This window comes from Paenibacillus massiliensis subsp. panacisoli DSM 21345 (assembly GCF_000426545.1).
GTDB lineage: Bacteria > Bacillota > Bacilli > Paenibacillales > Paenibacillaceae > Paenibacillus > Paenibacillus panacisoli.
This window is the reverse complement of the sequence record NZ_AUFO01000009.1, coordinates 289,101-300,744: the sequence shown is the minus strand read 5'-3', so window position 1 is coordinate 300,744 and position 11,644 is coordinate 289,101. Positions and strand designations below refer to the sequence as shown.

The 11,644-nt window shown below is 51.3% G+C and carries 12 protein-coding genes; 8 read left to right on the top strand and 4 right to left on the bottom strand.

All coding sequences use genetic code 11. The features are described from left to right. Positions 1-144 precede the first annotated feature (144 nt). The 3 genes from lspA (at position 145) to K331_RS0108085 (ending at position 3,030) form a co-directional block, all read left to right on the top strand. Positions 145-627: a signal peptidase II gene (gene lspA / locus K331_RS0108095; RefSeq protein WP_028589898.1), complete on the top strand. Its 483-nt coding sequence runs from the start codon at positions 145-147 to the stop codon at positions 625-627. Between the two features lie 366 nt (positions 628-993). Continuing rightward, on the top strand, positions 994-1,500 hold the full coding sequence (locus K331_RS0108090) for a sigma-70 family RNA polymerase sigma factor (protein WP_084165396.1): 507 nt from the start codon (positions 994-996) through the stop codon (positions 1,498-1,500). Between the two features lie 24 nt (positions 1,501-1,524). Further along, positions 1,525-3,030, top strand: a complete 1,506-nt coding sequence (locus K331_RS0108085; protein WP_028589896.1) for a DUF4179 domain-containing protein — start codon at positions 1,525-1,527, stop codon at positions 3,028-3,030. Between the two features lie 201 nt (positions 3,031-3,231). Here the strand turns inward: K331_RS0108085 and K331_RS0108080 are convergent, their stop codons facing one another. From K331_RS0108080 to K331_RS0108070, 3 genes are read right to left on the bottom strand one after another with little or no spacing between them, the layout of a single operon-like run. Then, complete coding sequence (locus K331_RS0108080; RefSeq protein ID WP_028589895.1) at positions 3,232-4,191, bottom strand: hypothetical protein; 960 nt, start codon at positions 4,189-4,191, stop codon at positions 3,232-3,234. Continuing rightward, positions 4,148-4,741 carry an RNA polymerase sigma factor gene (locus K331_RS0108075; protein ID WP_028589894.1) on the bottom strand — a complete coding sequence of 198 codons (594 nt, stop codon included), beginning with the start codon at positions 4,739-4,741 and terminating at the stop codon, positions 4,148-4,150. The genes K331_RS0108080 and K331_RS0108075 overlap by 44 nt, the downstream gene beginning before the upstream one ends. A 58-nt stretch (positions 4,742-4,799) precedes the next feature. Then, a complete protein-coding gene (locus tag K331_RS0108070) occupies positions 4,800-5,684 on the bottom strand; it encodes a hypothetical protein (RefSeq protein WP_028589893.1) in 885 nt (294 codons plus the stop codon). Between the two features lie 186 nt (positions 5,685-5,870). Between K331_RS0108070 and K331_RS0108065 the strand changes: the two genes are divergently transcribed. From K331_RS0108065 to K331_RS0108045, 5 genes are all read left to right on the top strand, one after another. After that, complete coding sequence (locus K331_RS0108065; protein WP_028589892.1) at positions 5,871-7,577, top strand: GAF domain-containing sensor histidine kinase; 1,707 nt, start codon at positions 5,871-5,873, stop codon at positions 7,575-7,577. Positions 7,578-7,582: 5 nt separating this feature from the next. Continuing rightward, positions 7,583-8,284, top strand: coding sequence for a response regulator (locus K331_RS0108060; protein ID WP_028589891.1), 702 nt, complete (start codon positions 7,583-7,585; stop codon positions 8,282-8,284). 361 nt (positions 8,285-8,645) lie between these two features. Further along, complete coding sequence (locus tag K331_RS0108055) at positions 8,646-9,197, top strand: NADPH-dependent FMN reductase (protein ID WP_028589890.1); 552 nt, start codon at positions 8,646-8,648, stop codon at positions 9,195-9,197. A 36-nt stretch (positions 9,198-9,233) separates the two neighbouring features. Then, positions 9,234-9,689: a VOC family protein gene (locus tag K331_RS0108050; RefSeq protein ID WP_028589889.1), complete on the top strand. Its 456-nt coding sequence runs from the start codon at positions 9,234-9,236 to the stop codon at positions 9,687-9,689. Between the two features lie 2 nt (positions 9,690-9,691). Then, complete coding sequence (locus K331_RS0108045; protein ID WP_028589888.1) at positions 9,692-10,333, top strand: VOC family protein; 642 nt, start codon at positions 9,692-9,694, stop codon at positions 10,331-10,333. A gap of 177 nt (positions 10,334-10,510) precedes the next feature. Here K331_RS0108045 and K331_RS0108040 read toward each other — a convergent pair whose 3' ends face one another. After that, positions 10,511-11,512 carry an acrylyl-CoA reductase family protein gene (locus K331_RS0108040; protein WP_028589887.1) on the bottom strand — a complete coding sequence of 334 codons (1,002 nt, stop codon included), beginning with the start codon at positions 11,510-11,512 and terminating at the stop codon, positions 10,511-10,513. Positions 11,513-11,644: the final 132 nt, after the last annotated feature.

Sequence of the window (11,644 nt, the reverse complement as noted above, 5' to 3'; positions counted from 1 at the left end):
CTTCTGGAGGGGTTGGGTTTTTCTTTTGACCTGTCCTCTTTTGGCTTTCGGCTTTATAGCTATGGTACATTAGTTAGGAAGCGTTACCGTCTGTCCAGATAGGCGTACAGCGGAATAGATTGCTACAGGCAGGAGGAACAACAGATGCTGTTTTATATCATAGCGCTCCTAGTCACTCTGGTTGATCAGGGGACAAAAATAGCCGTGCGGCTGTATATGGAGGTCGGTCAGGTCATACCGCTTGGCGATTCGGGTATGCAGCTCCATCATTACGAGAATAGCGGGATGGCAGGTGGCTTGCTCCAAGGCTACGCACGTCTCTTCGGAGTGATTGCTGTGCTGTTCATTGGTGGTGTGCTCTATTACAGGCGAAAAGGAGAGATTCGCGGCTTCCTTATGGAGTCAGGAGCAGGCTTCATGGTCGGCGGAGCCTTGGGCAATGCGATTGATCGTTTTATGTTCGCCAAGGTTACTGACTTTCTCGTATTTCCATCCGGGCGCGGGATTCTCAATCTGGCCGATGTGGCGATCAACATAGGCGTGGTACTAATCCTATTAGGGATGCTCAAGCATGCCTTCCAGAGCTACCGTGAGAAGCGTCTGCGTAACATGCTCCCCAAAGCATAAGAACGGTATAACAGCGAACGGGCGTGTTCTAACAGTCCTTTTAATGAAGAGAGTGCAACTAATACATATAGATTACAGGATCATTCAATTCCTGAATTGCCTGCTCGTGTGGGTTATTCATGCGGCGGGTGCTCCTTTTTTTATTGCGCAAATCCAATCTTTTTGTGCACTAGCTCCGTCTAACTTAGGATTCATAACGATGCTCATATTCTAGGAAAAAGGATTGCCAGATCGTAGGGTCAACAGGTTCTAGGGCCGGCAGGAGACTGGTAGAACTGGTAGGGGCTGTGCTTATGTATCCGGCGCTATAATCATGACCTTCAAATTCCAAAGCCTACATCATATACAGAAAGGGGGCGGCGAAGGATGGGGGAGCTTGTGAGTAGAGACGACACAATGGACAGTACAGTGATGGATGAGGAAGCCTTTTTCGAACGCCTCTATGCAGAGCGTCACAAGATGTATGCCATAGCCCTTAGTTATCTCCGAAAGGAAAATGATGCTCTTGAGGTCGTGCAGGAGGCATCCTGCCGGGCCTGGATGAAGCGAGACAAACTAAGAGATGAGCAATTCTTCAGCTCCTGGATTATTCGTATTACCTTGAACTGCTGTGTGGACGAGCTTCGACGCAGGAGGCGTATGCTTCCGGTAGATAACATAGACGAAGGGACTGCGCAGGAGATGAGGAGCAATGACCGAATTGACCTGGAGCGTGCGCTAGAGCACATGAAGCCCAAATATCGAGATGTCGTGACGCTGAAATATTATCAGGATCTGACGATTGCCCAGATTGCCCAGGTGCTCAGGAAGCCCGAGGGGACCGTGAAGACCTGGCTGCGAACCGCGCTGAAGCAGCTGCGGGACCATCTGTGAGGATACAAGGGAGGAGTGATGAGTATGTCAGAGCATGAGGAGCGTCTGCTTCGTCAGCGTGCTGGTGAGATCAAGAGGCAGGCAGAGAGTCTGCAAGAAGAGAGGTTGTATGCAGCTATGCGAAATGGAATTAAGCAGGGGCGCCAGCGTGAGCGGAAGCGGGGCTATACACAGGGGATACTCGGGGCCGTGGCAGTCGCTGCTGTAGTATTGCTGGTATTCTCCATGGGAGGGGCTCTGCAGGATAGCAAGGTCAACGATAACATTGTCAAAGGCTCGGTTCAAAGTGACAGCACCAGCGTGTGGGATGACTACCAGATTTACCGTCAGGATGATACTCGTCTGAATCCCACTCTAGCAAGCGCGCTGGAGCAGAACCTGGTGCAGCCCGTTCGTCAGCGTGCAGTGAATGGGGACTACACCTTGGATGTGGCTGGAGCTGTGACGGATGGCCGTCAGGTATTTGTATTGTTCAGTGTTCAGAATCAATCAGATTCGGAAATGATGATTGGTAATTTCTCGCTTCAATTCGGTGACGTGCAGAACACTTATCCGTACCGAGGGGCTTCTCTCGATTTTGTCGGTGGGGGGGGCAATGGCATACCTCCAGGTGACACGGTGAATTATGTATTTTCGAATAAGCTATCGCCAGCTATTTCCTATGATAGTAATGTCAAGCTGGATGTTACGCTGTCACCGACTTATGGGAACGCGGCTTCCAACCATTCGAATCAGGTCACAAGCAAGTTCGGGCTGGAGGTGGCTTTTGGACTGGATCAGAACATGCTCAAGGAGCAAGAGCATACAGTGACCCCCAATCGGATGCTGAAGGTTGGCGAGCAGCAGATCACAGTGGCACGCATACTGTATACACCGCTGGCTGCGTATGTGGATGTAGAGTACGATCCATTGAACTCCAAGCATATTTTCCAGCTACTTAATCCGGTGCTGGTGAACCAAGGCGAGGCAGGTGAGGAGAAGATATTTTATCCAACCTACATTACGTCCAATAATTCCGAGGTCTATACCGATGGTTCAGCCATCACGTTGGTCTTCAACAAGAGCCGCTACAGTCAGCCCGAATCGGCATCCCTTCGCATGGCTGGTATTGTTGCAGTAGACAAGGAGCGCATGAAGATCGTAGTCGATCTGGAGAAAGGGCAGCTACTGGCTGCGCCGGGCGACGACCTTGAGTTGGTGAAGCCAACAGCAGAGACGGGCTGGGAGGAAGGCCAGATTCTGTTCCGACAGCGACAGCAAGATCCTTATCGGAGTGGCTTTGGGATGTGGCTAGGGAGCAGCTTCACCGACGCACAGGGACAAGTGCATGAACGGGCCTCCAAGACAGCAGAAGGAGGCAGCTTTGGCGGATACATGTCCTCCTCGGATGGGAACAATGTCGATGAGAAAAGCTACTTTTTTGGGCCGGAAGCGAAGGATTACCCACAGCCGCTAACGATACCGGTAGAACGCTATTGGAAGCCGATTCTGGATGCACAAGCTGTTCAGCTGTTTTCTGCTTTGGAGTAATAAGCTAGAATGAGTATACGCTACATCCCATGATATACGTGGCTAGCGAGCATAAGGGTTTGTGAGTGCAGATAGATTCAGCAATTCAACTCCAATGAACATAAGACAGGCCCGCACAGCTGGTATGAACCAGTCGTGCGGGCCTGTTCTGAGCTAGACATCCCATGCCTTTGTCATCAAGCCTTCGGGATTGACAGTGGCTTATTTCAAAATGCTCTCAGCAAGCTCGATCAGCTCTGCCTTAGTGATCTTTCTAGTGGCCTCTATATAGTAGCTAATATGATACTCGCTATTCGGGACATCATAGATGAATTGAATGGATCTGTTTTTGCTGCGTTCATCAGCTTCCTTATACAGTACATCCACACCGTGTATCTTCATTCTTTCCTTGGGACCTACATGCTCCTTATTTAAATGGATTGTTAGTTTATCCTTTTTCTTCCATGGTTGTATCACGATCTGACCATCTGCACTCTTGTAGCTAATATACATGTTCCAGTTATCCTTGAGCGTCTCAAGGGGGGCCATGGCATACCCAACATCTGATTCCAAAGCTTGCCGCTTGAGCTTCTCTGTCAGTGCGGTCTCAGCTTCGGCTGTCAGCGGCTTCGGGGTGCGATAGCTCAGATTAGTGCGATCAAAAGAATACACCTGCCTGCTTGTACGGATGCTGCTCGTGAGCTTGATCCCCTGATTCTTCAGCTCCTCTGTCAGTGCATCTGCATCCTCGAAGTACAGGCTTGGGCCAGTGACCAGGTTCAGCATTTGGTGGGGATTGTTCGCGGTAATGTATAGAGCCGCAGATTCACCGGGCTTCAGCAGCTTATAGCTAAGTTGAGTAGCCTCACGATTACGCAATTCGTCTTGAGGGTTCTTCTCCTCCAGAATGGATGGCTCGAAGATCCTTTCCTCATAGACGGTCACACCCTTGCTGTTGGTCAGCGAGTAGAGATGCACGGCAGCGAAGGCTGTAGAAATGCTGAGCAGCATGCAGGCGACTATAATCACACTAACCTTGTATTTCAGGTAGCGTCGCCCGAAGCCTCGCCGCTTAGGTAGTTCACCTTGCAGCATTTTCATTACAGGCCCGGACAGGTCTGCATGGGGCGGCTCTGCTCTATGAAATAGTTCTCGAAGATCCTGATCGTTGCTTGGTTTCATTGTGGCTCGCTCCCTTCACTGGATAATAGTGCTTGCGGAATTTGCCGACCGTTCGTTCATACTTCTTGCGCAGATAAGCGTTGCTTCGCTGGAGAATCGTGCTGATCTCCTCATAGGTCTTGTCCTCCACACATCGCAAAATGAGCAGGCTGCGCTCCTCCGCCGACAGTCTATGCATGGCCTGAAGCACCTGTTCATCAAAATAAATGTCCTCGATTCGCTGGTCTATCGGGCTATAATCCCTGGTGGAATGATATAGAAATGGCAGGTACTTCACGAGCTTGCGTTTGCGCAGAGCATCAATGCACTGATTGTACGCAATGGTATACAGCCAGGCCTCGAATGATTTCTCCGGGTCATACCTACCCATATGTCGAAAGGCCTTGAGGAAGACCTCCTGTCCGCAGTCCTCGGCCTCGGCATAGTTATTCAGCATATGATAACAGTAGAGAAAGATTGGTCTCTGATATTTATGCATGATCCTCTCGAACTGTGTGGTATCGCCGTTCAGGATATCGCTTATGATCTGGCGAAGATCCGTGTCATCCAAGTCTCCACCCCTTTCTTAAGTGTTTTACGAAGGAGACACCTCGAAATGTGCCAGCATCCTACTTCAAATACGATTCAGCCAGCTTGATCAGCTCCTGCTTGCTTAGCTTGCTGCCGATGTCTTCAATATGGTACCGGATATGAAACTCGCTGTCAGGGATGCTGTGCACGAATGTAATGCCTTGACCTGAAGACTTGAAATCCTGAATCTCGGATTCACTGTAAGACGAATAGAGCATTTCCGTCCCGCCGGCCTTGATCAGCTCCCGCTTGACTCCAGTCTCAACGGAAGGCCTATAGAGCGTCATTTTTTCATTGGATTTGGAAACCTGAATCAGCAACTCGCTGCTTCCATTCTTATACGTGCTGAATAGGTTCCAGTGCTTGCCGGTCAGCTTGAGCTTTTGCATGGCATAGCCTTTGCCAGACTGTGCGGCCTGCTGCTCCAGTTGATCGGTCAGCTTGGCTCGCTCGGTATCCGACAGAGTTGGATGATAGGTTACGCTAGCGCTGTCAAATTTGTATTTCTGCTGAATGCTATCCATAATTTTAATCGATTGTCCCTTTAGCTGCTCACGCAGCTTGGTTGCTTCCTTGAAGCTCATCGAGGTTCGCTCCATGTTGGTCTTGCGCTCTGGATTATCCTCGGCAATATAGAACAGGGCGGCTTCCCCCTTCTTGAGCAGCTCGTTAGCCAGACTATGGCTCTTTGAGGAGCGAAGCACATCCTCACGGAAGTATGGCTTCATAGAGGCATCGTAGGGCTTCTCCTCATAGACAACCTCCCCCTTGCTGTTGGTTAACTTAAAGACCTGATCGCTGGGGGTATCCCCGGCAAAGGCTGTGGCTGGAATAAGCAGCATAGCTGCTGTCAAAGCAATTAGACTGCTCTTGTACCTCATGTTCCGTTTCGTGTTCATGTTCACGTTCTGTTTCTGTTTCATGTGGAAGCTCTCCTTTGAACTGCTGTATTTATAAAATACTACGTTTTAGATGTGCCGGAATGTGACAGTCATTGATCTTTTTATGAGACAATTACGCGGATGGGGCCAGATGAGGCCAAGTGGATGTAGTCGCTGCCGAGTATGCTACAATAAATAGACAGGTGTAGGGTGAAGGAGAGAGGCAACATGCCAGATCAAGTCGGAATGCGTGAGATGACCATACTGAAGACCATTGCAGAGACGCTGAACAGCTCCAATGATCTGTCAGGCATGCTCGATACGGTGATGGAGAAGCTGCTGGAGCTGACTGGTCTGGCGGCAGGGTGGATCTTCTTCAGTGACGGGAAGCCAGAGTATAGCTGTGCTATTGATCGGAATCTTCCGCCAGCGCTGCGGATTAATAATAAGGAGCCCATGCATCAAGGCACCTGCTGGTGTCTGAACCGTCTGTGGGACGGGCGACTCAAGGTCGCGGTGAATATTCTGAACTGCAAGCGTCTGGAGGATGCGTTGGAATATCAGTGGGGGGATACCGGAGGAATTACCCATCATGCTTCCATACCACTGCGCTCTGGCGAGCAGGTCATCGGTCTGCTCAATGTGGCTGCGCCGGGGAAGACACTCTTCACAGACAGCGAGCTGGCACTGCTGCAATCTGTGGCCTACCAGATCGGTAGTGCTGTGGATCGCATGCGGCTGTACCGTCTGGAGCAGTACCGGGCAGAGCTGTATGCACAGTTGGGCGAGCTTAGCGTGGAGTTAGGCACCATGGTAAATGAATGCAGCAGGGATATGAGGGAATTGTCCGAGTGGGTGGTCTTGCTGGCCCAAAAATATTTTCACTGGCCCTTCACGGTGCTCATCTATCGTGAGAATGGAGTGTACTCCGTTCAGGCTGCTGGGAAGCAAGGAACGGCGTTCAACTGTAATACGGAGGCACCCGCTGTCTTGCAGGAGCTGGAGCAGATCTGTCGGCAGGAAGTGAGGCGTTCAGTTCAGGTGTCAGCCGAACAGCTTGAGGCTGTGGCAGCGCATATGGGAAGCGATTCATTACCAGATGCCTCCTATCCGCGACTGTCGGCAGGAATGCTGGTGCAGATTCCTTTCAGTCTACCCGAAGAGAGCGGCATGCTGCTGATTGGCAAGTCGGACTCGGCTTGGTATACCTCCGCTGAGCAGGAGATCATCGAAGTGCTGGCTGAGCACATCGCAGCAGCCTGGGAGAGTCTTCGACTGGTGGAGCAGCGACGCGAGCTGGCTCGGCTGGAGGAACGGAATCGATTGGCGCGTGATCTTCATGACTCGGTGAATCAGATGCTATTCTCGTTGTCACTTACCGCCAAGGGCGTGGAGAGTATGCTGGAGCGTGAGTCTACTCCTCATCCTGCCGCTGAATCTGTGAAGGATATGCGGCTGCTTGCGCAGCAGGCATTACAGGAAATGAGAGCTTTGATCCTGCAGTTGCGCCCGATAGCGCTGAACTCTGGTCTGCTGGCAGCTTTACAGGAATATGGAGCAAGACAAGGACTGCAGGTACACATGATGAGTGAGGGGCAGGAGCAGCTGCCACCTAGTATAGAAGAGGGCCTATGGAGGGTTGGGCAGGAGGCGCTTAATAATGTGCGTAAGCATGCGGGTGTGACGCAAGTAAGCGTGACTTTGCGAAATACAGGCCAGGAGGTAGAGTTAAGCATCTCCGACCGCGGTCAAGGCGGCGCTAAGCGGCGGGGGCGGGACTCCTCCTCGCGTTCTCTGGGCTTGTCCATTATGAAGGAACGGGTAGAATCGCTGCGGGGGCGCTTTGAGCTGACCAGCTCAGCCCGTAGGGGGACGACAGTTACAGCTATTATCCCACTGCCGTCCTCTAACCATGCCGTTCAACGACAGGAGTAACGAAGATGACTATACGATTATTGATAGCGGATGATCATGCGATGGTCCGCAAGGGCCTGCAGGTCTTCCTGGCGACTCAACCGGATCTGGAGGTAGTCGGGGAGGCATCCAATGGCCAGGAGGCGCTGGATCAGGCCGAGCTGCTGCAGCCGCATGTCATATTGATGGATCTGCATATGCCCCTACTGAGTGGCATTGAGACGGCAAGCCGTCTGCGCATATTGCATCCTGAGACGAAGGTGATCGTATTGACCTCGTTCGCGGATCAGGAGCATGTCGTCCCGGCTATTCGAGCTGGTGTGAAGGGATATCTACTGAAGGAGATTGAGCCTGACGAGTTGACGCGAGCAATCCGCCGTGTGCATGCAGGACAGGTAGAGCTTCACCCTGCTGCTGCCGAACAAATAATGCAGGCCATGGCTGATCCCGATGCTGCTGTGAATTCTGTTCCTCATGTGGGGGAGGAGAGGAAAGAAGTGGCCCCAGCGCAAGGCTTGGAGCAGCTAACCAAGCGGGAGCGTGAAGTGCTCGGACTGATTGCCCAGGGAATGAGCAATAAGGATATTGCGCAGCAATTGATCATTACGGAAAAGACGGTCAAGACGCATGTCAGTCATATTTTGGACAAATTAGAGCTGGCTGACCGCACGCAAGCAGCTATATATGCCGTAAAAAGTGGCTGGATGTCTGATCAGGAGCTGAACTAGAAGCCGAACACAAAACGAGCAGAAGTAGAACCGGAAATCGAACTATATATCGAACTATAAACGAACTATAAATTGAATTAGAAGCTGAGGGATTAGTCGATATGCACGCTCATCTCAGTCTAAAGTCGTAGAGAAGTCCAAGCGAACTCAACCGGAGGGTTGAGTTTTTTTGTGTTGAAATTTCATCCTGACTACTGACGATTCGAGTACAGGAATGAATTAAGATGGAGGCAGAAGCAAGGCATGAGAGACGGAAGCCGAGTGAAGGGTACATTCATCGGTGTTAACGGGATCAAAACTCAGTGGTGTTCGTGCGTGCCTGCTAGAATGCGATACATTAATTTCATCAGGAGGAATGGTTATGAACATTATGATTTTGAACGGCAGCAATCGAAACACCGCCACTAGCACAAGGCTTGGACAATATGCAGCAGAGCGAATTGCTAATCACGGGCATGAGGTTCAGATATTCGATCTCCATGAGCGGCCACTTCCGTGGTACACACCAGATGCAGTTGGGGAGGAGGATGCAAATGTGGCAGAGCTCAAGAAAAGCATGCTGGCCGCGGATGCGATCATCCTGACCACACCGGAATATCACGGCAGTATCAGTGGAGTCCTCAAGAATGCTCTGGATTATCTGGGACAAACGTATATGGGGGGGAAGCCAGTCCTGTCGATCAGCTCCGCTGGAGGCGCCGTCGGAGTGAGTGCTCTCCTGCAGCTTCAGGCGATTGTAAGGAATATGCATGGGATTAATGCCCCTGAATGGATATCGATTGGCGGAATGCAGAGACGACGGTTTGAAGAAGGCTATGATGAATACGAGGGTGGGCCGGAGGTTGAGGATCGGGTTCACCGTGTACTCAGTTCCTTTCTGGCTCTGGCTGATGCAGTTACTAAGGTGCGTTGATTGTTATATACAACTAGTGGAACGGGAGGCCATACGATGATTGATGGTATTTTTGAGACGCATCTGAATGTGAGAGATCTGGAGAAATCAGTGCACTTTTACAAGGACATACTGGGTCTGACACTTGCCTATACGCAACCGGAACGAAATAGGGCGTTTTTCTGGGTCGGCGGAGAGGGGAAGGCTATGCTCGGGCTATGGCAAAAAGAACCGTCACAGGTGCTAAGGCAGCATTTCGCATTTCAGGTCTCATTACAGAATATGCGCAAGGCCGTCTCCTATCTGCAGGAGAAGGGGATACAGACTCATAATTTCCTGAACGATGATAGCGCTGAGTTATATGTATTCGGCTGGATGCCAGCGGTGTCGGTCTATTTCACAGACCCGGATGGTCACACATTAGAATTTATCTCCATGCTGTCAGACAGACCGAGAGCTGATCTGGGTATGGTGTCATGGAATACTTGGGAGCAGCTGCAAGGGAGGGCGTAACTATGCATATCGAGCAAGTAAAGCTGTTCACCGCTAAGCTGAATGAGACGCGGCATTTCTATGAGCATACGTTGGGATTAAAGGTAGTAGAGGAGGATGAGACCTCCTTCGCGGTGCAGCTTGGGTCGACCTGCTTGACGCTCGCGGCGAGCGAGCCGGGGACAGAACCCTTCTATCACCTTGCCATGATGATTCCGAACAATCTATTTCAGCAGGCCAAAGTCTGGGCCAGAGAGCGCCTCCAGCTTACGAGGCTTGATGGGGATCAAGATGAAGTGTTCTTTCAGAACTGGAATGCCTATTCCATGTATTTCGATGACCCGGCGGGCAATATTCTGGAGCTCATTGGGCATCCGGATCTTCGTCATAACGTGGACGGACCGTTCTCAGCGCGGCAGCTACTATGGATCTGCGAGGTGGGAATTGTGACTGACGATGTACTCGCTCTCGTCGAGCGACTTCGTGAGGAGCATGGGCTGGAGTGCTGGCGTGAACCGAGTGAATGGTTCTCACCTGTCGGAGACCGATACGGGTTACTTATTGCGGTCAAGCAGGGCCGAATATGGTTCGCATCGGATCGCCCGGCACAGCGCTTCCCACTGGAGCTGACGATTCGAGATATCGGGCCGCTAAGATTCGGATAGAACAAGAAGTATATCTGGTAGAACAAGAAGTATATCGGATAAAACAAAAAGTAAGTAAATAAGGCACAATAAATAGTAAAAAAGAGTGGAAAAGTAGAAAAACCCACTGCACAGGACTTCGAGCAATATAAGTTCTGCACAGTGGGTTAAGTTCGATAGAGCAGTCTCTATAGAGGCTTAGAGGCGGACGAGAGTTCTTCCCGTCGCTTGGCCTTGAAGAATCTTGCTCAATGCCTGTGGCAGCTCGTCCAGAGCGATCTCCTGCTCGACAAGCAGCTCGGTTTGTGGGGGCATCAGGTCAGTGGCCATCCGATTCCATAGCAGCCGTCTTAGTTCAGTCGGGCAGAATACGGAGTCGATCCCAAGCAGGGAGATACCGCGTAGGATGAATGGATGCACGCTTGTTGGTACGGCTGTTCCACCTGTTAGCCCGCTCACCGCTACAGCCCCGCCGTAGGTAATTTTGCTGAGCACAGCAGCAAGTGCATGACCACCTACAGGGTCCACGGCAGCCTGCCACAGTTGCTTATCCAGGGCTTTGATTTTCCCGCCTTCATACACCTCTTCGCGAGTTAACAGGTGCTGCGCTCCCAGTGATTGCAGATATGAATGCGATGAGGACTTGCCGGTGCTCGCGCTTACCTCATAGCCTCTATGAGCCAGCATGGCCACAGCCGTGCTTCCGACCCCTCCGGTAGCCCCTGTCACTAGCACAGGGCCTGCCTCAGGTCTCATGCCATGCTGCTCCAGCTTGTGAATGGATAGTGCTGCTGTGAAGCCAGCAGTACCGAAGATCATAGCGTCCCGTAGTGACAGACCCTCCGGTAAAGGCACGACCCATTCCTTAGGCACGCGCACATATTCACTGAACCCACCATATTGAGACACTCCCAACCCGTACCCGGTCGCCAGCACGGCTTGTCCTTCACGGAAGTGGTCATCGGTGGAGGATACAACGGTGCCGGAGCAGTCGATGCCTGGTACGAACGGATAGGACTTGACGATCCCGCCATTGGCTTTGCTGGCCAGGCCGTCTTTATAGTTGACACTGGAGTAAGAGACGCGGATCAGTATGTCGCCTGGTGGCAGCTGATCTTGAGTCAGAGTTCCCACATGCGCAGTAACCTCTGCATCTGCCCCTGTCTGGTCAACTACCAGCGCTCGAAAAGAAGCTGTCATTTGAGAAATCTCCCCTCTCTGCACAATAGTCTTAGTCCCTTTCACTTATAAAGGAAAACGGAGCTCAGGTCAAAGAGCTATGTCACTAACATAATTGTAAACCTCAAATGAAGCACCTGTTCAAGTAATCTA

What these genes read in the sequence shown, in the direction of transcription:
- lspA (WP_028589898.1), top strand. Translation starts at nt 145, where the DNA reads ATGCTGTTTTATATCATAGCGCTCCTAGTCACTCTGGTTGATCAGGGG.
- K331_RS0108090 (WP_084165396.1), top strand. Translation starts at nt 994, where the DNA reads ATGGGGGAGCTTGTGAGTAGAGACGACACAATGGACAGTACAGTGATG.
- K331_RS0108085 (WP_028589896.1), top strand. Translation starts at nt 1,525, where the DNA reads ATGTCAGAGCATGAGGAGCGTCTGCTTCGTCAGCGTGCTGGTGAGATC.
- K331_RS0108080 (WP_028589895.1), bottom strand. Translation starts at nt 4,191, where the DNA reads ATGAAACCAAGCAACGATCAGGATCTTCGAGAACTATTTCATAGAGCA.
- K331_RS0108070 (WP_028589893.1), bottom strand. Translation starts at nt 5,684, where the DNA reads ATGAAACAGAAACAGAACGTGAACATGAACACGAAACGGAACATGAGG.
- K331_RS0108065 (WP_028589892.1), top strand. Translation starts at nt 5,871, where the DNA reads ATGCCAGATCAAGTCGGAATGCGTGAGATGACCATACTGAAGACCATT.
- K331_RS0108060 (WP_028589891.1), top strand. Translation starts at nt 7,583, where the DNA reads ATGACTATACGATTATTGATAGCGGATGATCATGCGATGGTCCGCAAG.
- K331_RS0108055 (WP_028589890.1), top strand. Translation starts at nt 8,646, where the DNA reads ATGAACATTATGATTTTGAACGGCAGCAATCGAAACACCGCCACTAGC.
- K331_RS0108050 (WP_028589889.1), top strand. Translation starts at nt 9,234, where the DNA reads ATGATTGATGGTATTTTTGAGACGCATCTGAATGTGAGAGATCTGGAG.
- K331_RS0108045 (WP_028589888.1), top strand. Translation starts at nt 9,692, where the DNA reads ATGCATATCGAGCAAGTAAAGCTGTTCACCGCTAAGCTGAATGAGACG.
- K331_RS0108040 (WP_028589887.1), bottom strand. Translation starts at nt 11,512, where the DNA reads ATGACAGCTTCTTTTCGAGCGCTGGTAGTTGACCAGACAGGGGCAGAT.